Source organism: Rhodococcus sp. IEGM 1305, assembly GCF_030058635.1.
Taxonomy (GTDB): domain Bacteria; phylum Actinomycetota; class Actinomycetes; order Mycobacteriales; family Mycobacteriaceae; genus Rhodococcus_F; species Rhodococcus_F opacus_D.
Map to the genome: position 1 here is coordinate 401,902 of NZ_JASHKX010000003.1, position 21,860 is coordinate 423,761.

21 protein-coding genes and 1 pseudogene are annotated in these 21,860 nt (G+C 66.1%); 13 read left to right on the forward strand and 9 right to left on the reverse strand.

Features of this window, described 5'->3' with window-relative positions; translation table 11 throughout:
* The first annotated feature begins 133 nt into the window (after positions 1 to 133).
* The 5 genes and pseudogenes from QM693_RS08520 to QM693_RS08540 all read left to right on the forward strand — a co-directional run.
* A complete protein-coding gene (locus tag QM693_RS08520; protein WP_283351991.1) occupies positions 134 to 1,042 on the forward strand; it encodes a helix-turn-helix transcriptional regulator in 909 nt (302 codons plus the stop codon).
* Between the two features lie 55 nt (positions 1,043 to 1,097).
* Positions 1,098 to 1,295, forward strand: coding sequence for a cupin domain-containing protein (locus tag QM693_RS08525; protein ID WP_283351992.1), 198 nt, complete (start codon positions 1,098 to 1,100; stop codon positions 1,293 to 1,295).
* A gap of 2 nt (positions 1,296 to 1,297) precedes the next feature.
* A complete protein-coding gene (locus QM693_RS08530; RefSeq protein ID WP_283351993.1) occupies positions 1,298 to 2,284 on the forward strand; it encodes an aldo/keto reductase in 987 nt (328 codons plus the stop codon).
* Positions 2,285 to 2,416: 132 nt separating this feature from the next.
* Positions 2,417 to 3,487 (forward strand): aldo/keto reductase, encoded by a 1,071-nt coding sequence (locus QM693_RS08535; RefSeq protein WP_283351994.1) that lies wholly within the window; start codon positions 2,417 to 2,419, stop codon positions 3,485 to 3,487.
* Positions 3,384 to 3,983 (forward strand): annotated as a pseudogene (locus QM693_RS08540) (helix-turn-helix transcriptional regulator); the annotation flags it as partial. The gene QM693_RS08535 and the pseudogene QM693_RS08540, both read left to right, overlap by 104 nt.
* Positions 3,984 to 4,042: 59 nt before the next feature.
* Here the strand turns inward: QM693_RS08540 and QM693_RS08545 are convergent.
* Together QM693_RS08545 and QM693_RS08550 are read right to left on the reverse strand one after the other, a co-directional pair.
* The gene (locus QM693_RS08545) at positions 4,043 to 4,249 is read right to left on the reverse strand and encodes a hypothetical protein (RefSeq protein WP_283335383.1); all 207 of its coding nucleotides are present in this window, start codon (positions 4,247 to 4,249) and stop codon (positions 4,043 to 4,045) included.
* Positions 4,246 to 4,500 carry a hypothetical protein gene (locus QM693_RS08550; protein WP_283335384.1) on the reverse strand — a complete coding sequence of 85 codons (255 nt, stop codon included), beginning with the start codon at positions 4,498 to 4,500 and terminating at the stop codon, positions 4,246 to 4,248. The genes QM693_RS08545 and QM693_RS08550 overlap by 4 nt, the downstream gene beginning before the upstream one ends.
* A 308-nt stretch (positions 4,501 to 4,808) precedes the next feature.
* Between QM693_RS08550 and QM693_RS08555 the strand changes: the two genes are divergently transcribed.
* Entirely contained in the window at positions 4,809 to 4,997 is a 189-nt protein-coding gene (locus tag QM693_RS08555; RefSeq protein ID WP_009473096.1) for a ChaB family protein, read from the forward strand.
* A 165-nt stretch (positions 4,998 to 5,162) separates the two neighbouring features.
* Positions 5,163 to 5,591, forward strand: coding sequence for a nitroreductase family deazaflavin-dependent oxidoreductase (locus tag QM693_RS08560; protein ID WP_280780293.1), 429 nt, complete (start codon positions 5,163 to 5,165; stop codon positions 5,589 to 5,591).
* 37 nt (positions 5,592 to 5,628) lie between these two features.
* On the opposite strand, the gene QM693_RS08565 is transcribed toward QM693_RS08560, so the two are convergent.
* The 5 genes from QM693_RS08565 to QM693_RS08585 form a co-directional block, all read right to left on the reverse strand.
* Positions 5,629 to 6,411 (reverse strand): TetR/AcrR family transcriptional regulator, encoded by a 783-nt coding sequence (locus QM693_RS08565; protein ID WP_283351995.1) that lies wholly within the window; start codon positions 6,409 to 6,411, stop codon positions 5,629 to 5,631.
* Positions 6,412 to 6,449: 38 nt separating this feature from the next.
* Positions 6,450 to 8,033, reverse strand: coding sequence for an FAD-dependent monooxygenase (locus tag QM693_RS08570; protein ID WP_283351996.1), 1,584 nt, complete (start codon positions 8,031 to 8,033; stop codon positions 6,450 to 6,452).
* 164 nt (positions 8,034 to 8,197) lie between these two features.
* Positions 8,198 to 9,895, reverse strand: coding sequence for a (2,3-dihydroxybenzoyl)adenylate synthase (locus QM693_RS08575; RefSeq protein ID WP_280780296.1), 1,698 nt, complete (start codon positions 9,893 to 9,895; stop codon positions 8,198 to 8,200).
* Between the two features lie 43 nt (positions 9,896 to 9,938).
* Positions 9,939 to 12,263, reverse strand: coding sequence for a hydantoinase B/oxoprolinase family protein (locus QM693_RS08580; protein WP_283351997.1), 2,325 nt, complete (start codon positions 12,261 to 12,263; stop codon positions 9,939 to 9,941).
* Between the two features lie 11 nt (positions 12,264 to 12,274).
* Positions 12,275 to 14,377 carry a hydantoinase/oxoprolinase family protein gene (locus QM693_RS08585; RefSeq protein WP_283351998.1) on the reverse strand — a complete coding sequence of 701 codons (2,103 nt, stop codon included), beginning with the start codon at positions 14,375 to 14,377 and terminating at the stop codon, positions 12,275 to 12,277.
* A gap of 256 nt (positions 14,378 to 14,633) precedes the next feature.
* On the opposite strand from QM693_RS08585, the gene QM693_RS08590 reads away from it, so the two are divergent.
* The 6 genes from QM693_RS08590 (at position 14,634) to QM693_RS08615 (ending at position 20,861) form a co-directional block, all read left to right on the forward strand.
* A complete protein-coding gene (locus QM693_RS08590; RefSeq protein ID WP_283352176.1) occupies positions 14,634 to 15,392 on the forward strand; it encodes a maleate cis-trans isomerase family protein in 759 nt (252 codons plus the stop codon).
* Between the two features lie 23 nt (positions 15,393 to 15,415).
* The gene (locus QM693_RS08595) at positions 15,416 to 16,060 is read left to right on the forward strand and encodes a VOC family protein (protein WP_283351999.1); all 645 of its coding nucleotides are present in this window, start codon (positions 15,416 to 15,418) and stop codon (positions 16,058 to 16,060) included.
* A complete protein-coding gene (locus QM693_RS08600; RefSeq protein ID WP_280780300.1) occupies positions 16,057 to 16,302 on the forward strand; it encodes a hypothetical protein in 246 nt (81 codons plus the stop codon). The genes QM693_RS08595 and QM693_RS08600 overlap by 4 nt, the downstream gene beginning before the upstream one ends.
* Positions 16,299 to 17,534, forward strand: a complete 1,236-nt coding sequence (locus tag QM693_RS08605; protein ID WP_283352000.1) for an alpha/beta hydrolase — start codon at positions 16,299 to 16,301, stop codon at positions 17,532 to 17,534. Before QM693_RS08600 ends, QM693_RS08605 begins: the two co-directional genes overlap by 4 nt.
* 104 nt (positions 17,535 to 17,638) lie before the next feature.
* The gene (locus QM693_RS08610; protein WP_283352001.1) at positions 17,639 to 18,964 is read left to right on the forward strand and encodes an MFS transporter; all 1,326 of its coding nucleotides are present in this window, start codon (positions 17,639 to 17,641) and stop codon (positions 18,962 to 18,964) included.
* 142 nt (positions 18,965 to 19,106) lie between these two features.
* Positions 19,107 to 20,861 carry an MOSC and FAD-binding oxidoreductase domain-containing protein gene (locus QM693_RS08615; RefSeq protein WP_283352002.1) on the forward strand — a complete coding sequence of 585 codons (1,755 nt, stop codon included), beginning with the start codon at positions 19,107 to 19,109 and terminating at the stop codon, positions 20,859 to 20,861.
* 32 nt (positions 20,862 to 20,893) lie between these two features.
* Here the strand turns inward: QM693_RS08615 and QM693_RS08620 are convergent, their stop codons facing one another.
* Together QM693_RS08620 and QM693_RS08625 are read right to left on the reverse strand one after the other, a co-directional pair.
* Complete coding sequence (locus tag QM693_RS08620; RefSeq protein WP_283352003.1) at positions 20,894 to 21,247, reverse strand: OsmC family protein; 354 nt, start codon at positions 21,245 to 21,247, stop codon at positions 20,894 to 20,896.
* A gap of 80 nt (positions 21,248 to 21,327) precedes the next feature.
* Complete coding sequence (locus QM693_RS08625) at positions 21,328 to 21,531, reverse strand: hypothetical protein (RefSeq protein ID WP_283352004.1); 204 nt, start codon at positions 21,529 to 21,531, stop codon at positions 21,328 to 21,330.
* Between the last annotated feature and the right edge of the window lie 329 nt (positions 21,532 to 21,860).

Genomic DNA, 21,860 nt, shown 5'->3' on the forward strand with positions numbered 1-21,860 from the left:
GGTGCCATCGTCACCGTCGCGGAATCTCGGCAAGTTCTATGACACCTTCAGAACGGGCCCGGAGGGAGTCTCTGATGAGGGGTGTACCAGCAGGGCATCCCCTGCGTGGCTGCATCGGCATAACGTTTGGGGCGTGGACAACAGGAGTGAAGCACGAGAGTTCCTCATGTCCCGGCGCGCGAACCTCACCCCCGAGCAGGCAGGTCTGACCGTCTCCGGGCAGCGGCGTGTGGCGGGACTGAGACGCAGTGAAGTCGCGATGCTCGCCGATGTGAGCATCGAGTACTACGCCAAGATCGAGCGCGGGAACCTTGCCGGGGTCTCCGATGCCGTCCTCGAAGCGGTCGCGCGAGCGCTGCAACTGGACGACGCCGAACGTGAGCACCTCTTCGACTTGGCCCGCGTCGCGGGCGGCGCCGCCCAACCTGTGCGCAGGCGCAATCCGAAGAGGTGGGTAGCCCGGGAGAGCCTCACGCGGGCACTGGATGTGATCACTCACGGGCCCGCGTTCGTACGCAATGGCCGAATGGACATCCTTGCCACCAACGCGCTGGGTCGCGCGTTCTACGATCGCGTCTTCGACGGGCCGGGGCAGGGCAATCTCGCGCGGTTCTGCTTCCTCGACGAGCGCGCCAAGGAGTTCTACCCCGACTGGGAAGCCGCCTCCGACATCACCGTGTCGATCCTACGAACCGAGGCTGGCCGCGACCCCCGCGACAAGCAACTGCACGATCTCATCGGGGAGCTCTCCACACGCAGTGACGCGTTCCGCACCCGGTGGGGAGCACACAACGTACGCCGCCACGGCTCGGGGACCAAAAACTTCCAACATCACGTTGTCGGCGAGTTGACCTTGTCCTACGAGGGCATGGAGCTGACCGCCGAACCCGGACTCTCGTTCCTCATCTACACCGCCGAGCCCGGTTCAGCGAGCCAGGAACGGCTCAGTCTCCTGGCGAGCTGGGCCGCCACCGCACATCAACACGAAGACACCGACCTGCAGAAGACTCAGGCCGCTGCGCCGAAAGAGACGAATCTATGAAACAGCTTTCCCAGAACCCGACAGGTAAGAACCCTCCGGGCAGTTCACCGGCGACATGTGGGTCGACCCGATCGCTGCCCCGCAGGAGCCGGGCCGGCGGATGGTCGTCGCCTGTGTCTGGTTCGCGCCCAGTGCCCGCACCGCCTGGCACTCCCACGAGAACGGCGACGACCCGGCCACGACGACGACCTGGCTCGAACACGTTGCCGACACCGACTACACCCGCGCACACAACATGACAGTGGAGGTCTGACCATGCACACCAGAACCCTCGGCCAAGGCCTCGAAGTCTCCGCGATCGGACTCGGCGCGATGGGCATGTCCCAGAGCTACGGACCCAACCCCGGCAGCCGGGACGACATGATCGCTGTCCTGCGCTCCGCGGTCGAGCACGGCGTCACGTTCTTCGACACCGCGGAGGTATACGGACCGTACGTCAACGAGGAGCTCGTCGGCGAAGCCCTCGAACCCATCCGCGACCATGTCGTGATCGCCACCAAGTTCGGCTGGGACATCCAGAACAATCAGAGCGCCGGACTGAACAGCAGGCCCGAGCAGATCCGCCGCGTCGCCGACGAATCCCTCACCCGATTGCGCACCGATGCGATCGACCTGTTCTACCAGCACCGCGTCGATCCGGACGTGCCGATCGAGGATGTCGCTGGCACCGTGGGCGAACTGATCGCCGCAGGCAAGGTACGCCACTTCGGCCTCTCCGAGGCCTCCGCCGCCACCATCCGCCGCGCACACGCCGTCCAGCCCGTCACCGCACTCCAGAGCGAATACTCGCTGTGGACACGCGACCCGGAGGCCGCGGTGCTCCCGACCCTGGCGGAGCTGGGCATCGGCTTCGTTCCGTTCAGCCCGCTCGGCAAGGGATTCCTCACCGGCACGGTCGACACCCGCACGACCTTCGCCGAGGGGGACGTGCGTGCGAGCATTCCACGTTTCAGTGAAAAGAACCGGGCAGCAAATCAGTCTCTCGTCGATCACGTCGCACAGCTTGCAACGGCAAAGGACGCCACCGCGGGCCAGATCGCCCTGGCCTGGCTCCTGGCGCAGCAGCGCTGGATCGTGCCGATTCCCGGAACGCGCCGGACCGCGCGCATCCAGGAGAACGCGGGCGCCACCGGCGTGCCGCTGTCGGCCGACGAGATCGCCGATCTCGACACCCTCGCCCGCCGGGTCGGCGTGCACGGCGACCGATACAACGAGTTTCACCTCGGCCTCGTCGGCCGCTGACCCAGGTATCCCGATCGCGTGACTATCCGAGGATGCCAATCTGCGTCCCCGACCTATCTGAAGTCACGTGGCGGTGAAAGCCACCGCGAAGGAGCAATCGACATGGAGTATGGACGACTGGGATCGACCGGATTGAACGTCAGCCGGATCGTGCTCGGCTGCATGAGCTACGGCGATCCCACGATTCCGGGCGGACACCCATGGTCGTTGAACGAGGACGCCGCCGAACCGCTCCTGCGGCAGGCGCTGGATTTGGGGATCACGTTCTGGGACACCGCGAACGTTTACGGGCATGGCACCTCGGAGGGGATCGTCGGGCGCGCGATGCGGAAGCTCGCCTCGCGGGAGCAGTTCGTGCTGGCCTCGAAGCTGTTCTTCCCGATGCATGACGGCCCCGGCGGGCGAGGGCTGTCCCGCAAGGCCATCATGGAGCAGATCGACGGAACCCTCACCCGTCTCGGCATCGATTACGTCGACCTGTACCAAATCCACCGGTTCGACCCCGACGCTCCGGTCGAGGAGACTATGGAGGCCCTGCACGACGTCGTCAGAGCCGGGAAGGCCCGCTACATCGGCGCGTCCTCGATGTGGGCGTGGCAGTTCTCCAAGATGCAGTACACCGCCCGCCTGCATGGCTGGACCGAGTTCGTGTCCATGCAGAACCAGTACAGCCTGCTCCAGCGGGAGGAGGAGCGTGAGATGTTCGGGCTGCTTGCCGATCAGGGCGTCGGATCGATCCCGTGGAGCCCGCTGGCCAAAGGCCGGCTGACCCGCTCGTTCGGGCAGGCGGGCACGACCCGATCCGCAGACGATGCCGCTGCCGAGCGCTTCTTCGCCGGCCACGGCGACCGCGACAGGCCCATCATCGACGCCGTCGAGAAGGTCGCCTACGAACGGGGCGTGCCCATGGCCCAAGTCGCCCTCGCCTGGGTCATGCGCAACCCGCAGGTGACCGCGCCAATCGTGGGCGCGACCAAGCCCCATCACCTCGTCGACGCAGCCGCAGCGGTAGACCTGACCTTGACCGACGACGAGATCGAGCAGCTCGAAGCCGGCTACACACCGGCATCGCCACCACGCAGCTCACCGGCGAGTCCCGGCACTTCCTCGGTTGCAGGGCGAATTGCGGCCACTGTTGCGGCATCGGGAGGTCGAAGTCGACTATGTCGACCCGCCGGCCGACGGCCGTCCGCTTCCTGGTGAGGTGGCGCATGCGGCACGCGCGATGGTCCGCGCCATCGTGCTGCCCCGGCTACGGATCGCGTGGGACTGCGACGGTGACAACGTTCTGATCGAGGTTCGCGACCGGGGGCTCGGCGCCATCGACCGCAACGCGCTGACTCGGCAACTGTCCGGACGCCTGCACACGTTGCGCGGCCGGATCGACATCGAATCCATCGCCGGGTGGGGGAGTCGCGTGACGCTGACCATCCCGTTGGATCCGCGCGCCGCCCGCCCCGACGAGGACCTGCTGTCCACCCTGAACCCCCGCGAGCTCGAAGTCCTCGCGCACCTCGCGGTCGGCAAACGCAATCGCGCCATCGCCGAGGAACTCGGGATCAGCCAGCGCACGATCAAGTTTCACGTCGCGAGCGTGCTCAAGAAACTCGAGGGCGCCAACCGTGGAGAGGCCGGAGCAATCGGAATACGAGCCGGTATTGCATCCGGCAAAGCGCATTCCTCGCCCGGTACCGGCTAGAGAGCCGAACCTCGATCCCGGTAGGGGCTTCTGCCACGGACCGGGCCGGCGGACGGTTGTCACATGCTGTCGAAGATGCGTTGTTCGGGAACTCCTGCGTTCTGCGCTGCGGTGACGGCGTCGAGGAGGTCGTCGGTGAGCTGTTCGAAGGTGGCCGATCGGACCTGTTCGGGCGGTCGGTCGCTCGGGTGGGTGGTCAGGAAGCTGTGCAGCATGACGCAGGTGTCGCGTACGTGCTCGAGAGCCCGGCGTTGGTCGTCGTTCATCGACGGTCCGGCGGCCGGCCGGCGTTCGGCGTCTGGGTTTCGTGCGGCGCCCTGGACGGGCAGGCATGGTCGACCGCTCTCAGCAGGTCGTGCGTGAGTCGTTGGTAGGTGGTGAGCCAACGGTGGTCGACGGGTTCGTCGCGCAGGTACGCCGTCAGGACGGCGGTGTTCTCGCCGGTATCCAACCATCGGCGTAGGTCGGTGGTGCGATCCTGGACGTGCTGTAACAATGTGTGTGGCGAAACAGGCATCGAGTCTCCTCTGGTGCGGACTTCCCTTCGGCGAGAATGAAATTGGCGTCGCTGTGTGTTTTCCGAGGTCATTGTTACCCATACCGGTGATCGGTGCCAGGTGTTTCCCCGGTCTACACCGTTGGCAGGCCACCGTGGAGACCCGCTTCGATGCCTGTGATTCTCGGTGTCGGGTGCGCTGCGCAGACCCTGCCTGCGGGCGCCCCGCGGCCGACATCGGAAAACCGGGTCAACCCGGTTCCGCCGCGGTGGTCCCGGGCGGACAATCGAGGGGTACGTCACGGCCACGACCGAGAAGGAGTGGAGCGGTGAACCGAACCGAGCTCCCACAGACACTGCGGCGATCGTCGAAGGAGGTACAGGCGGCCTTCGCGGCTGCCCACGAGATGGCCGTCCGGCGGTACGGCGAGGGCGAGGAGGCCCAACGAGCGGCGTACGGGGAGCTCAAACAGAGTTACGAGCTCGCAACCGACCACTGGGTGCCCAAACAGGACTGATTTTCCACAAGGGCCTGATGGCGACGACGCCTGCATGTGCGTGGCGTCGGATTGGCGGTGCCGGAATGGTCGCCATCGCGGTCAGCGGAAAGAGTGCGACACGAGACGACGTCATTCGACCGGAAATGCCCCCCGTTCCGGTGCCGGCCTAGGACAATTCCCAGGATGAGCACCCCCGACGACTGGAACGCGAATATCATTGCCGAATTCCGGGCAAACCAGGGCCGAGTGGGTGGCCCGTTCGAGGGCGCCCCGGTGGTGCTGGTTCACCACCGGGGCCGAAAGACTGGGCGCGATCGGGTGAGCCCGATGATGTATCTACCCGATGAGCAAGGTCCGGACACGATTTACGTTTTCGCTTCCAAGGCCGGTGCCCCGACCAATCCCGACTGGTACTACAACCTCGTCAGTGCAGGGGAGGCAGAGGTCGAACGCGGCACCGAGCAGTACCCGGTGACTGTCGTCGAGGTGACCGGTGACGAACGGGATCGGATCTACACCGAGCAGGCGCGCCGGTATCCCGGCTTTGCCGAATATGCGGAGAAGACGGCGGGCATCCGGACGATCCCCGTGCTGGCGCTGCGACGCGCGTGACCTCCGTCAGGACCGGGGCCGTTGCCGTCGAGCGCGGTCAGTCGGGGCGTGGTTCGTCGAGCAGCCGTTCGAGGTAGTTCAGGTCCTGGCGAATCATCGCGATCGCTCGCGCGGGACCTTCCGGGCTCGCCGACTGCGGGTCCTGGTGGACCAACGAGCGTACCGCCATGTCCGCGAGTTGAGTGGCGATGACTCGGTCGTCGTCTGCGTTTCCCGGCTGATGCCACCAGGCGATCCAGTTCAGCATGCCGATGACGGCCAGAGCTGCGGTTCGCGGGTCGACCGGTCGCATCTCACCGGTGCGGATACCGTCTTCGACGACGTGGATGAATTCCTTGAGCACGTGTCGACGGCTCTGCTCGTAGTTGCGTGAGATGTCTTCGGGTAATTCGGCTTCCGAACGGATGATCAACCGGAATCGATCCGGAGCCTGCGCCTGATGCAGTGCGATGGCGGTGGCCATCTCGCGGAGCTTTTCTGTCGGACCCAGATCGGTGCGCTCGTTGATGGTGTGTAGCAGCGCGGCCGGTGTCTCGGTGCTCTCGCTGACCAGGCGGGAGAGGAGCTCGTCCTTGTTGGCCACGTAGTGATAGAGGGCCGGCCGTGTCAGGCCGGTTGCGTCGGCGATGTCCTGCAGCGTGGTGCTCGCGAATCCTCGTTCGGCAAACAGTCGAGTGGCTTGCTCGATGATCTGCTTTTCCACCAGCTCACGGCGAGGGTTGCTGCGGATGCCCGCGGTTTCGGTCGCAGCCTGATCGGTGGAACGGGATTTGCCCCGGCCTCGGGGTCGGCGCTCGTTCGGGGCCTCCTCGCTTGTCATGTCCGAAGGATAACGGGCGCCGGTCGCTGGTCGGGTACTCATGTCGAGACCCGCAACCCGGAAAGCGCCGGATCAGCGTCCGACGTCGCGGGATCACTGAAGAACGCGAGGTGCATCCGTACGCTGGCCAAACCTGCTGCGACATCTGCGCGGCAGGAACCGGGGGCCTCGACGACGACGAGTGCGTCTGTGCGGTGACCGAGGCGTTCGGCGAAGTCGAGCCTGCCGAGCAGCGATGAGCGGGTGGTTGGGCCGGTGAGCCAGAGAGTTCGCGCGGTTGGTGCGGTCTCGATGAGTGCCGTGGCCTCCGGACCCCAGGCGGACTCGAAGTCGATATCGAGCACTGTGGTGGTGGCGGCGTCGCGCAGGTCCGCCGGTGCGATCCGGTGCTCGAATCGGCGGTCGCCGTGGGCGAGTGGTTGCCCGATCGTCCAGTCCGTGATGTCGGTGTCGGGGATCGCGTCGGGAGGCACGTCCGCGTAGTTCGCCAGGCCCTTCCGCACGAGCGTGGGGGCGGTGTCGTGGAATCGGCTGAGACTGACCTTTCCGGCGCGGGTCATGTAGGCGATCAGCAGCTGTTCGACGGGTAGGTTCATCCGCTGCGGGAAGGACTCCCACCAGAGTTCGCTGCGGTGCGCGATGTGCTGGAGGTATTCGACGGCGGGGCGGCGGGTTCGTTCGTAGTGCGCGAGCGCGTCCTCGATGTTCGGGGAGGCGGTGAGTGCCTGGTCGAGGGCGATGGCGTCCTCCATGGCCAGCTTGGTGCCCGAGCCGATGGAGTAGTGCGCGGTGTGGGCGGCGTCGCCGAGGAGTACGACGTTGCCGCTGTGCCAATGCCCACACGAGATGGTCCGGAAGCGCATCCAGCGGGTGCGGTTACCGATCAGCCGGTGGTGCTGCAGAGTGTCGGCGAACGCTGCCTGCAGGTAGTGCAGTGAGGTTTCGTCACTGTCGAGTGGTGCTGTCTGCTCGGTGGATACGTCGAATCCTGCTCGCCGCCAAGTGTCCTCGTCGGTTTCGATGAGGAAGGTGCTGCGGTCCGGCGCGTAGGGGTAGGCGTGCGCGACGAACGTGCCGTGTTCGGTGGTGACCGGTGTGAATATGGCGCTCGGGAGAGCGAAATCGGTTCCGCACCAGAGGTACAGCCCGGTGCCGGTGTCGATGTGTGGATCGAAGCGGTCTGCGAGCTCTGTGCGCGTTCCGCTGTTGATGCCGTCGGCCGCGATGATCAGGTCCGCGTCGAGGTCGCCGATGTCCCGGCGTTCGCCGAAGTGCAGGCGGACACCGGCCTGTCGGGCTTGCTGTTGCAGCACTTCGAGCAGGGAGGTACGCGCGATCGCGAGGAGGTCGCCGCTCTGCAGCCGGGCGATGTGCTCGCCGACCTGCATCGACATGTCGTGCGGGTGTGCAGCGGCAACGATGGCCTCCAGCGATGCCGAATCGGCCTCGCGAAGATTGCGCTGTGTGCGGGAGGCGAGGCCGACGCCGAATCCGAATGTCTTGTCCGGGGCGCTCTGTTCGTACACGGTCACCTCGGCGTCCGGATGGCTGAGCTTGAGCAGTCTTGCGGCATAGAGACCGCCGGGTCCACCTCCGAGAACTGCGACTCGCGCGAGATTCATGGCAAAACTCCAGTCTGTGTGACGTTTAAGTCAAGTATTCGACGTTTATGTCGAACAGTCAATGTGACGTGTGCGGTCGATGTCATCTGGAAGGTGGTCGTCTTCGGGGGAATGCCCGTGTGGACATGCCCCGAAGGTGTTGATCCAGAACGGAACACGTGGTTCTAGACGACCGCGCCGCGTGCATCGGCTTCGGCGAGCACTTTCGCGGCTATCTCGGCACGCAGCCGCTTCTTGTCGATCTTGTTCACATTGGTGTGCGGCAAGGATGTCACCCATTCGAGCCGTTCGGGCCACTTGAACTTGGCGACGCCGAGCCGGGCCAGATGCTCTTGAACGGCCTTCATCGACAACGGCTCTTCGTCGGTGGCCACCAGATATGCGCAGGTTTTCTCCCCGAGTCGGGGATCGGGCATGGCGACTACCGCCGCATTGGCGACGCGAGGATGCTCGAGCAGCAGTAATTCGAGTTCCTCCGCGTTGATCTTCTCCCCGCCCCTGTTGATGAGGTCCTTGATTCGGCCCTCGATCGACAGGTACCGCTCGCCGTCGATGACGGTGATCGCGGCGAGGTCACCGGTGCGGTAGAAGCCGTCGGAGGTGAAGGCATCCCGGTTGTGCTCCGGGGCATCGAAGTAGCCGGGGATCGTGTATGGGCCGCGGCAGCACAGTTCTCCGACGCCGCCGTCGGGGAGATCTATCTCGGTACCCGGCTCGAGGATACGAATTTCGTCGTCGGACGCGATCGGGGTTCCCACGGTCGTCAGGCGAGCGTGGGTGGGGGAGTCGATCGGGGTCACCGTCAGCAGCCCTTCGGACATGCCGAACAGCTGGCCGGCCCAATGCCCCGCACCGTCGTCGACTCGTTCGAACAGTTCGGGTGGAACCTTGGCACCCGACAGTACGACCCGTCCGAGAGACGCGCGGGCCTTGTCGAAGTCCGGGGTCAGCACCGCCTGGTAGTGGCCGTGCCCGATGAGGACTTCGGTCGCCTCCGACCGTGCCATCAACTCGAACGCCGCGGGAGCGTCAGCGGTGGCCAGTACCAGGCAGGCGCCGACGGAGTGCGCCGCGTGCAGCCCACACGAGATTCCGGCGTTGTGAATGATCGGTATCAGGTGTGCCACGCGACTGTGTTCGTCCCAGCCGAGTCGTTGTGCGTAGAGCAGGGCGTTGTTCCAGTATTCGGCATGGATGCGCGGAATCACCTTGGGCACACCGGTGGTACCGCCGGACAGCTGGAACGCGACGACGTCGAGTGGGTCGATCTGCGCTTCTATCTGTTCGACCACGGCACGGGCTGCGGCGGGATCGGTCTCGCGACCGATGTCTTCCAGTCGGGTCACGCCTGGCTGATCGTTGCCCGCCTCGTCGCCGACGCTGATGATGTGCCGGATGCTGGGATGCCCGGCGGCGTGTTCGCGTGCGAACTCGACGAGATCGAATCCCGCGGTGCGGGCCTCGACGATATGCCCCACGGCGCCGACCTTGCGGCTGACGTGCCCGATCTCGTGCATGCGGTGCGCGGCCAAAGTCGCGACGGGAACCAGGCCGGCCTTGAGGCAGCCGTACCAGGCAAGGACGGTCTCCAGGCGATTGGTCAGCTGGAAGATGACCGGATCGAGTCGGTCGAGCCCGAGCCGGATCAGTCCGGCCGCGATCTGGTCGGTCCGACGGTCCAGTTCGGCGAAGCTCATCGAACCCTCCGCACTGATCACCGCCGTTCGATCCGGGAACCGGGTGGCGATCCGGTGCAGTCGCCGCCCGGTGGGATCGGCGCTCCACATCCCGCTTTCGCGGTAGTGCCCGGCCCGGTCGGCGGGGAACGTGACGAGGCGTCCGCCCCAATCCGAGAAGGTCACCGCAGTCCTCCTGCATCCAGTGTCATCACGGGGTTCGCCGACATTATCGCTCCGCTACCGCGGGGAGGAGGCGGGCGATGTCCAGGGCGTGATCGGGGTGATCGGCGGGGACGATGCCGGAGTAGACAGCGGTCCAGCAACCGGGGCAGCACAGCTGCCGGAAGACGACGGGGGCGTCGACGTACTCGCGCGGATCGGAGGTCACCTGTGGTCCGGCGGTCGAGGAGGGACCTTCGAACCGGGCGAGGTCCAGCGCAGCATTGGTCTTGTCGTCTCCGAGGAGGCGTCCGCACTGGGCGCAGGCGATCGCGCGGGTGTCCCCGATCGTGACCTCCGCCAGGTTGTCGTCGAGTCTGCGTGCCCCGGCCAGATCGAGCACGGGGGCATCGGACCGAGTAGTCCCGGAGCGGTCTCGACGCTCCGTGCGCATCTCGTCCCGCCGATCCGAGGTCCGGATCTCATCGGCATCTCCGCCGGAGAGGATGACTCCATAGACGGTTTCGGCACCGTTTTCGGTGACCTTGCCTTCACGGAAGTCGGCTGCCACGGCGGCCGGGTCGCGCAGCAACGGATCACCGTAGCCGCCGCCGCCCTGCCAGTGCATGTACAGCACCTCACCGGGTGCCACGTAGCTCTCGGCGTAGCAGGCTCCGAGTTCGCGGCCGCCGCCGAGATCGTCCAGGGCGTCGGGGATGCGGCCGGCCGCGAACTGTTCGACGATGTCGGTGCCGCGGGCGAGGACCTCCACGCCGGTATTGCCGGGGTATCCGCCTGCGAGACCGTTGTTCTGGGCGACGGCCTTGCCCGCCGACGCCAGTACCAGGCCCATCGGCAGGCTGGTGCCGTAGGGGGTGATGGCGATGGAGGCACTGACACCACCGCGCTGGCGTCCGGGTCCGCCGGAGTCGGGTTCCTCGCGGCGCCACAGGGTGAGCAGCGGGTAGAGGAATTCGGTCATTTCGGTGTCCGGGATGCGGCCCATCGGGATGCAGAAGAGGCCACCGGTGTCCATGCCGTCGGCGGTGGGGCGGGCCCCGTAGCCGCCGGCCATCGGCTCCATCATGATGTTGAGGAACGGCACCGACTGTTCGGGGCGTTCGTCGAGACCGGCGATCACGGCGGTGTCCCAGGTGCCGCAGCACGCGGCCTGCACGCTCGTGCCGAGATCGACCGACCGGTCGAGCATCTGCGACAGGCATTCGGCGATCAGGGTGCCGGTGAGCCAGGCGGGGCCGATCGGTCCGCGGCTGACCGCGGCGGGGAAGGTGGCGTTGTTGATCGTGCCCTCTTCGGAGACCAGGTCGAAGCAGCGCATCAGTCCGCCCGCGGACCAGGGGATGTCCCCGGCGAGGATCGGAAGCAGGGCGAGCATGACTCCGCCGCGCATGCCTGCGTAAGTGCAGTTGATGACGCCGGTCTGCGGATCCGTGCCGGTGAAATCGAAGGTGAGGTGGTCGGCGGTCTTGGTCATGGCCACGGTGATCTTGTGGATCCCGCGGTCGCCGGTGTGTGACTGATCCTGATAGCCGGTGGCCTTCCAGGTTCCGTCGGGCAGCGAGGTGAGCTTGCCGCGCAGACGTCCCTCGGCGTCGGCCATCATTCGCTTCATCACGGCCTTGACGGTGTCGGCGCCATACTGCTCGATCACCGCGAGCAGTCGGTTGCGCCCCACGGTGTTGGCGCCGATCTTCGCGCGGAGATCGAGTCCGACGAGCATGGGCACCCGCGAGCGCCGCACCCAGGCGTCGGAGACGTCGCGTTGCAGTTCGTAGTCGCGGACCACCTTGATCGGGGGTGTCGGCAGCGACTCGGAGAACACGTCCTGGGCAGAGGGGTCGAACGAGCCGAGCCCGGATCCGCCGAGATCGGGTTCGTGACAGATGGCGCTGGTCCAGGCGAAGAGCTTGCCCTCGTGGAAGATTGGTTGATAGACGATCACATCGCTCTGGTGCAGTCCGCCGCCGACCCACGGATCGTTGCACAGGAACATGTCGCCCTCGGTGATGCCCGGGTTGGTCGCGCGGTGCTGGAGGGTCCAGTAGATGGCGAGGTCGACCGCCCCGACGAGCATGGTGTTGTACAGGCCTACCTGCACTTCCTGCCCGATTTCGTCGCTGATCGCGAAGTCGAAGTCGTTGGCGTCGGTGACGATGGGGGAGCCGGACATGCGTTTGAGTGCTTCGCCCATTTCGTCGGTGACCGACCACAGCCGGTGCCGGACGACCTCGTAGGTCAGTGGGTCGAGGTTGTCGATGTGCTCCTGGCTGACGGTGTGGACTGCCAGCGTCGGGGGCAGCGATCGCGCCAGTGCGTCGGGGTCGATCGGTCGGCTCGAGAAGATTTCGGAGCCGGGGATTTGCATGGTCATCTTCGGTGCTCCTACTGGGCGGCGATGGTGAGGTTGCCGAGGCGGTCGACGGTGCCGGTGGTGTCGTCGGGAACGACGACGGTGGTCGTGGGGACTTCGATGATGGCCGGCCCGTGCAGGACGTGTCCGGCGAGCAGCTTGCTGTAGTCGTAGACGTCGGTGTCGACGTACCCGATCCGGCCGTCCAGGCACACTTTTCGGGTTCCGATGTGTGCCGGTGTGGGATCGGCGGAGTCCGCGGACTTGACCTCCGGCAGGGTAGGGGAGAACGGCAGGAGGCCGGTGGCCCGGACACGGTAGGTGATGGCCTGGATTCCGGCCTCACGGAAACCGCTGTCTTTTCCGTACAGTTCGGCGTACCGCTGCTCGAAGAGGTCCGACGCGGCGTGGATACCGGCGGCGTCGAGGCTACCGGCAGGTACCGCTGTCGCTACCTCCGCAAGTTGCATGGTGTAGCGCATGTCGATTTCGCGTTCGATCTCCACCCCGGTGAATGTCAACCCCTGCCGGTTGAGTTGCTCGAGGACCTGGGACTCGAGTTGGGCGAAGTTGCGCTCGGCACGGGCAGGATCGAGCGGCATGGCGGCAGGGTCGGACAGTTCGGCGGCGAGGACGATGTTGGACGAGGCCAATCCGTAGGCGGAGAACGCCGAGGCCACCTGGCCGAGTGGGACGATGACTTCCCTGACACCGACCTCGCGGGCGTAGGCGGCGCAGTGGGCTGGGCCGGCACCGCCGAAGGCGTAGAGCACGAAGTCGCGGGGGTCGTGTCCCGCCTCGACCACCGTCTTGCGCAGCAGGTCACCGGTCTGGGCGTTCTGTACGGCGTAGATGGCCGCGGCCGCGTCTTCGATCGACAGCCCGAGGGGTTCGGCGATCTTGGTGCGGATCGCTTCCCGCGCGAGGTCCTTGTCCAGCGGTTTACGGCCGCCGAGGAGCCCGTGTTCGGGCAGGATCCCGAGAACCAGGTTCGCGTCGGCGTTGGTCGGTTCGATGCCGCCCTGGCCGTAGCAGGCCGGGCCGGGGACGGCCTGGGCGCTGTGCGGGCCGATCTGGAGATTGCCGCCGGGGTCGACCCAGGCGATGGCGCCGCCGCCGGAACCGATGGCGTGTACCTCGAGGGTGGGAACGTTGATCGGGTGGTGGTTGATGATCGTGCTCGACGCCCGGACTGGCTCGCCGTCGACGACGAGGCCGACGAGGAAGGTGGTCCCGCCCACATCGGTGGCGATGATGTTGCGGTGGCCGAGTTGTTTGCCGAGGGACACCGCACCGACCACGCCACCGGTCAGCACCGAGCCGACGGTGCTGATCGCGTTCTTCGGTGCCTCGGCGGCTGCGACGGCGCCGCCGTTGCTCTGCATCACCAGCAGGGGTCCGGCGAGTTTGCGTTCCCGCAGCTCGGACTCCAGTGAACCGAGGTAGTCACGCAGCCCCGGTCCGATCTGGGTGCTCATGATTGTCGTCGCGTTGCGGGCAAATTCGCGGATGCGTGGGCTCACCTCACTCGACAGGGACACGAACACCGTCGGGTCGATCTCGTGGACGAGTTCGCGGATGCGCTGCTCGTGCGTCGGGTTGCGGAACGACCACAGCAGGGAGACCGCGATCGCGGTGATGCCGTCGGCGAGAAGCGTGCGGATGGATCGACGGGCGGATTCTTCGTCGAGTGCGACGACGACGTTGCCGTCGCGGTCGAGTCGTTCGGTGACTTCCAGGGCATGCTTCTTCGGTATCAGGCCATGAGACTTGCTCTGCCCCATGACATTTTGCAACTGCTCCGGTGAGCCGCCCAGGTATCGGCCCTCGACGTTCATGATGTAGATGGAGTCGCGATGGCCTTTGGTGGTGAGGAAGCCGACCGGGGGCACGTTGCCCATGACGAGCGCGTTGAGTGACGACGTGGTGCCGTGTGCGATGTGGTGGGTGTTTGCCAGCATTTCCTCGATCGGACAGCCCAATTGCCCGGCGAGTACCTCGAGGACGTCGATCACGCCGCGGGAGTAGTCCGGCGGTGTCGAGGGGGCCTTCGCGGCGAGAACAGTGCCCGCATCGTCGTCCAATACCGCGTCGGTGAACGTGCCACCGACGTCCACTCCGATCACATATGCCATTGCAGCTGCGCTCCTTCGTGCTGGGGGAAATTCAGGGGGCGGTGTGAGGTCATCCTCGAACACTCCTTACGTCTGTGTCGAGTATTCGACGTGAATGATGACATGTCAAGAGGCAACTGTGAGTGCCGTCACGGAGGTGGGGGAAGTTGCGGCGAACCCACGCTTCGATCACTCGGGGGTTGACGAATCATCATTGGCGTCGAATACTCGTCATGGGCGTAAATCTATGTCCGACTCCCACCAGAAGGGCCACAACATGGGCATTCATCGCATCGGACTCGTCGTACCGAGTTCGAATGTGACCGTCGAGACGGAAATGCCGGCACTGCTCAACCGGCATGCGGACGCGCGGTTCTCGTTTCACTCGAGCCGGATGCGGATGCAGTCCGTGTCCCCGGAACAGCTACGGGCGATGAACGCCCAACGCGAGCGATGCATCCTCGAACTCGGTGATGCCGGGGTCGACGCCATTCTCTACGCGTGCCTGGTCGCGCTGATGTCGGTGGGACCCGGAGAGCATCAGCGGGTGGAGGGGCTGATTGCCGAGCAACTGGCTACCGGCGGTTCGGAAGCGGCGATCCGCTCGAGCGCAGGCGCACTCGTCGAAGCACTCCACGCCATCCACGCCGAACGGATCGTTCTGGTCACCCCCTACCTGCGTCCCCTCGCCGAGCAGGTCGTCGCGTACATCGAGGCCGAAGGAATTCAGGTATCGGACTGGCGAGCACTCGAGGTCGCCGACAACGCGGAGGTCGGCTGTATCCCCGGCGACCGGGTCATGGACGCTGCCCGATCGCTCGACCGCGCCGGAGCCGACGCGCTGGTGATCTCCGCGTGCGTGCAGATGCCCTCACTCGACCTCGTCCAAGCGGCCGAAGACGAGTTCGGGCTGCCCGTCCTCTCGGCGGCCACCGCCGGTGTCTACAGCCTGCTGAGGGCCCTCGATCTTCCGGTCGACATCCCCGGAGCCGGTGGTCTCCTGCGTGCCAACGCTCAGGCCGCCGCCCTTCAGTAGCCCCGAAACCATTGGAGTTCACCATGTCCGAACTGCAACACACGGTCAAGGGCGTCGACCACGTCGCCTACCCGACATTCGACCCCGCCGCGACCGTCACGTTCTACCGTGACGTTCTCGGGTTCCCAGTCGTGCACTCGATCTGCGCGGCCGGCTGGGGCCCGGAGAAACATCCCGACTTCATCCATTTCTTCTTCGATATCGGCAACGACGACCGATTGGCATTCTTCTACTACTTCGGCCTCGAACCGTTCGACGGCGGCCCGCAGGGCGACTCGTACTCCCGTTTCGCCGAGGACGTACCCATCTTCTTCATCCGCTCCCGCCACCTGGCAATCCACGTGGATAGCGAAGACGACCTGATGGAATACCGGCGGCGCTTGGACCACAGCTCGTGGCCGGTGGAGATGCAGATCCAGCACGAGACGATCGAGTCGATCTACACACACGACCCCAACGGCTACATGATCGAAATAACCAGGGCGCTACGCCCGGTCACCGCGCAGGAAGACCTCGACGCCAATCTCACCATCGACGCCCTGGTCGACGTGGTGACCGGACCGGATCCCAGCATGGCCGCGCTGCTCACCCGCAAAGCCGAACTGATCACCGAACGGGCAGCGGCCTGGCAGCAGGAGCAGGAATCGAAGGAGATGGCGACCCGATGACTACCCTGTTCGTCCTCGACGTCCCCGAGAACACGGCTGTTGCCGAGGTGGCCGGTCGCAACCCGGCGGTCACTGTCGACCACGTCGGGCCCTACTTCCGAATCGTCTCCGACTCGGCCATCGTCATCGACCGCCGCGCCACCGGCTGCCGCCACGCCGTCTGGTACAGCAGCGTCGCCGGACTGGCGGGGTCCCGAATCACGCAGTGGGACAAGGACGCCATGAGGGTTGAGCCGCAATGAGCGAGAGCACCCAACGGCTCGGCGCCGGACGGTACATCGACGCCGCCCAGGCCCCTGACACCGCCGTCACGTCGGTGCACGAACTTGCCACCGCCGACGGAGCGAAGGTCTCCGGTGTCCTACGGGTGGTGCCCGGCGCGCACACCGTCGTCGCGCTGATGCACCCGCGCCAGGATCTGACTCACCACGTGCTCGTGCCCGAACTGCTCGCCCGCGGGTTCGCGGTATGGACGCAGGGCACCCGATCGGTCAACAACGACATCGCGCTGGTGCACGAGCAAGCCTTGCTCGATGCCGCGGCCGGGCAAGTGTTTCTGCGGGAGAGGGGTTTCGACCACGTCGTCACCCTCGGCCATTCCGGCGGCGGAACCCTCTTTGCGTTCTACCACCAGCAAGCCGGTTTGCCGCCGGGGGAGCGGTTGACCCATACTCCCGCGGGCAGACCCATCGACCTGGCTGGGGCCGAGATGCCCCGGCCCGATGCGGCGATATTCATGGCACCGCACCCCGGTCAGGGTGCGCTCCTGCTGCGGCTGATCGACCCGTCGGTCGTCGACGAATCCGACCCGCTTTCGACAGATCCGGACCTGAACCCGTTCGATCCTGCGAATGGATTCGCCGAACCGCCCCACAGTTCTTCCTACTCACCGGAATTCATCACACGCTACCGCCAAGCGCAGCGCGACCGCATCGCCCGCCTCGACACCGTCGCCCGGCAACGCGTCGACGAAGCCGCCGACGCGCGCCGCCGGTACAAGAGCACGTCGGATCCGGGAGATCGTCGCGCCGCCCTCGCGCCCCGCGTCCTCACCGTCTACCGCACCGACGCCGACCTGCGATTCGTCGATCTTTCGCTGAACCCGAACGAACGCCCTTACGGGTCGCTGTTCGGCCGGCGACCCGACCTGACCAACTACGGACTCGTCGGCTTCGGTCGCTTCTCCACGCCGGATGCCTGGTTGTCGACCTGGTCCGGGCTCAGCAGCAACGCCGACTTCCTGCGCTGCGCCCCCACGGTGACCGCACCGACACTGTTCGTCGAACTCACCGGAGACCAGGCCTGCTTCCCCGACGACGCCAAGACGATGTGCGATGCACTCGGGTCGACGGACAAAACCCACGTCCGCGTCGCCGGCACCCACTTCGGCGGACCCATCCACGACGGCGCTCCCACCGGTGCCGGCCTCGCCGCCGCCGACATCGGCGCGTGGCTGGCAACCAGATTCCCGTAGACAGCCACCACAACCCTCTGCCGGACCTCACGCCGCAGTGACCTCACATGTTCCGGAGGTCACCGCGGTCGTTGGTCTGGGCTACCTTCCGAGCGGAGAAACCGATGCGTGCCCGTATTCCACCCGCAGCCCCCGTCGTCGGGCTCTGCCTGATGGCCCTGGTCCTCGAGGGCTATGACCTCCTGATGTACGGAACAGTGGTTCCGTCACTGCTCACATACACCCCGTGGGACCTCGACGCCACCGACGTCGGGATGCTGGGCTCGCTGACCGGCATCGGCATGCTCGTCGGAGCCCTCCTCGCCGCGGCAGTTGCCGACCGGTGGGGACGACGCCGCACTCTCCTCGCCGCCGTCGTCATGTTCTCCACAGCCATGGGTGCGTGTGCGATCGCCCCCACCCCCGAGGTGTTCGGGGCGGGACGCTTCGCCGTCGGACTCGGCGCCGGTGTCCTCATGCCCACAGCCGCCGCCACACTGATCGAATTCGCCGAACCCCGTGCCCGGGCCCGTTCCGTGGCCATGGGGTTCGTCGGCACCTGCATCGGCGGCATACTCGCCGGAGTCCTTTCCCTGTGGCTGGTGCCCACCCACGGCTTCCGATCGATGTTTCTCGCCGGCCTGGTGCCGGCGCTGATGTTCTTGCCCCTGATGCTCGCGTATCTCCCGGAATCACCCGCCTACCTCGCTTCCCGTGGAGAACATGCCGCCGCGGCGGCGATTGCCGACCGGTATCGCCTCGAACGCACCGCCGCCCCGACACTCACCACGTCCAGCCGAGAACGTGGATTACGCGCACTTTTCGGCACCGACCGCACCCTCACGACTTTGTTGTTCTGGTGCACGACCCTGCTCTGTTTGCTGGTGTTGTTCGGCGTGGCGACCTGGCTACCCGCACTGATGAGATCGGCCGGATACCCTCTGGGCGCGTCCCTGTCTTTCCTCCTGACACTGAACATCGGAGGCGCCCTCGGCGCCCTCGGCGGCGCGGTGCTCGCCGACCGGTACGGGATCAAACCCGTCACGGCAGCATTCTTTCTGTGCGCCGCGATCGCACTACTGCTCGTGACCACCGCTCCGCCGTTGGTTGTCGTCTACATGTTGGTGTTGCTCGCCGGAGTCGGCACGACCGGCACCCAGATCCTTCTCAATACGTTCATCGGCAGTCACTACCCCGCGTCGAGTCGTGCCACAGGACTGGGTATGGCCTTGGGTGTGGGCCGGATCGGGGCGATCGTCGGCCCCACCTACGGTGGCGTTCTCGTCGCGATCGGGACCGGAACCAACTGGCAACTGGCGGCTTTCGCGGCGCCGGCCGTCGTCGGTGCCATCCTGACCGTGCTCGTTCCGCAACGCACACCGATCCGCCGATCCGCTCAGACCCGACCTCCTTCCGCGGCCGCGGATATCGATCGGAAAGCTGTTTCATGACCATCGGGCCGGGAGTGGTGCAGATCACAGTCGGATATAGGATGTTCTGCGACATGACGAAGCTGCTCATCGCGATGGCTAGGGCGCGAACGATGGACACCTCCGGCAATCTGTTCCGCGCGAAACAGTAAGGGGTCGCACAATGGCACGCCTACGGTCACTCAACGTCGGTATGCCGAAAGACGTTCCCTGGCAAGGACGGACCGTCCACACGGGCATCTTCAAGTACCCCGTCGACGGTCCACGTATGGTCCGCACGCTCGACATCGACGGCGACGGTCAAGGCGACCTCGACGGTCACGGCGGCGAAATACGTGCCGTCCTCGTCTACCAATGTCAGTCCTACGACTTCTGGCGGCGTCAACTCGGTCGCGACGAACTCGAATACGGTCAGTTCGGTGAGAACTTCACCGTCGACGGCCTACCCGACGACGAGGTGCACATCGGTGACCGCTATCGCATCGGTGACGCCGAGTTCGAGGTTACTCAGCCACGCGTCACTTGTTATCGGGTCGGAATGCGCCTGGGTGAACCCGAGATGCCGGCACTGCTCGTTGCCCACCACCGGCCCGGGTTCTACTTCCGGGTCATCACCGAAGGTCACGTGCAGGCCGGCGACGAGATCATCCGCACCCGGATCGGTCGACACCGCATGAGCGTCGCCGCGATCGACGCACTGCTCTACCTACCCGACCGGGACATCGGCCAGCTCCGGAACGCAGTGGACATCCCCGCGCTCAGCCCCGGCTGGCAGCGATCGTTTCGCGACCTGCTCGACGCCGCAGAGCACCCGAAGCGCGCCGGCGAGCCGCCCGCCGGCGCCCAACCGGAAGGCTGGGCCGGCTTCCGACCGCTGCGGGTGTCGCGGATCGTTCCCGAAAGCACAACCGTGGCGTCGATCCACCTGGCGCCACACGACGACACCCCGCTGACCCGGCCGAAACCCGGCCAGCACCTCGCCCTCCGCGTCGCCGGCGCCGCCGACCCACCGCCGGTGCGCAACTATTCGCTGTCTGCCGCCCCGTCGGACAGCGAGTACCGCATCAGCGTCAAACGCGAGACTCACGGCCTCGTCAGCACCTATCTCCACACGCAATTACGTGTCGGCGACACCGTCGACATCGCCTCTCCGCGTGGCGATTTCGTCCTTCCCGAAGACCGCGACGACACCACGCCCGTGCTCCTGCTCTCGGCCGGCGTCGGGGTGACCCCCGTTCTGGCGATGCTGCATGCACTCGCCGCAGCCCACAGCAAGCGCGACATCTGGTGGCTGCACACCGCCCATTCAGCCGCCGAACAGGCTTTCGCGGACGAAGCGCACCGATTGCTGACCAGCGTCGACCGCGGTCACGAACACGTCTACTACACCGCCCAGAGTCCGATGGCGAACCTGGATCCACCGGCCGTCGCCGGCCGCATCAACCGCGAAGCCTTGGCCGCCCTGGGGCTGCCCGCCAACGTGACCACCTACCTGTGCGGTCCCACCGCGTTCACGACCGCGATGTGCGAGGCGCTCATGCACCTCGGTGTGGAGTCCGACCGCATCCACACCGAACTGTTCGGCACACTCTCGGCCATCAACCCTGGACTCACCGACGTCACCCACACCCCGCCACACCTGCCACTGGGACCCGTCGGCACCGGGCCGCGCATCACGTTCACCCGCAGCGGACTCACCGTGCCATGGAGCGACGAGTACAGCACCGTCCTCGATTTCGCCGAAGCCTGCGACGTTCCGACCCGCTGGTCGTGTCGAACCGGCGTGTGCCACACCTGCCAGACCCCGATCCTCTCCGGGACCGTTCGATACCGACCGGACCCCCTGGAGCCCCCGATGCCAGGCACGGCTCTCTTGTGCTGCTCGCAACCCGAAACCGACCTCGTTCTCGATCTCTGACAAGCGCGGGTCCGGCTACTCGTCCGCAGTCGTCAACTCGCGATGGACACCGCTTCCGTGGATACGGATGCAGCATCGATCAGAGCTTGCCCCGGTCGACGACTCGCAAGGTGGGGAAGTGCTGCACGCAAGCGCACGGCGTGTTCGGCGTTCGCCACGTGCCAGTCCAGGCGAATCACGTCGATGACGGCGCCGTCATCGGTTCCCATCACGCGGTCGACGTTCAAGCCGGCTGACACTGTGAGCGTGGCAGACTCGGCTATCGCGACCTCGCCGAGCAGCCGAAGTACCACCAGCGAGGCAGCGGCAAGACCGGCGAGCATGTGCTCGACAGGGTTTGCGCCGGCATCGTGCCCGCCATATCGCGCGGCTTCGTCGATCGTCAACTCGTGCCTGCGCGCGGTGACCGTCGTGCCATGGCTCCCGGGCAGCGCGTGTACGACCAGTCGCTCACGTCGGGAAGAAGTCACCGGACCGCCTCGTAGAAGTCTGCGGCGGTGTGCCCACCCGTGTTCAGTGCGACCGCCAGCCATTCGAGCGCATCCGCACCAACGGCGTGGACGTCACGTGGATCGGGACCGTACTGGGGGGACAGGTAGTCCGCCAGCAAGCGCTGCGCATCTGTCCGGCTGCTGTCGTGCAGCAGCGACGCCACCGCATCGAGTGCCACAGGATCTCGGCTCCTGACCTTCGCGATTGCCGCTGTCTGTGCGGCGACGATCTTTCGTACCGACGGGTGGTCGACGCTGGTTCTCGCCACGTCGACGGCGACGCCCGCAGTGGGGAATTTCAGGGCGACGCCGAAGAACAGCGAGTCGGTGAGCCCGAGTCGTGACGGTGCGCTGGGGTCGAACAGCGGGTGGAGGGTGTGGACCAGCGCAACTTTCCATCGGCGTTGCCCCCGAAGGGCTTCGACAGCGAACCACCGAGCCCCGCAGACAGCGCTGCCTCGGGATGGTCCGAGTCACCCCCTACACGCCGCCGCCGACCGCGGCGACG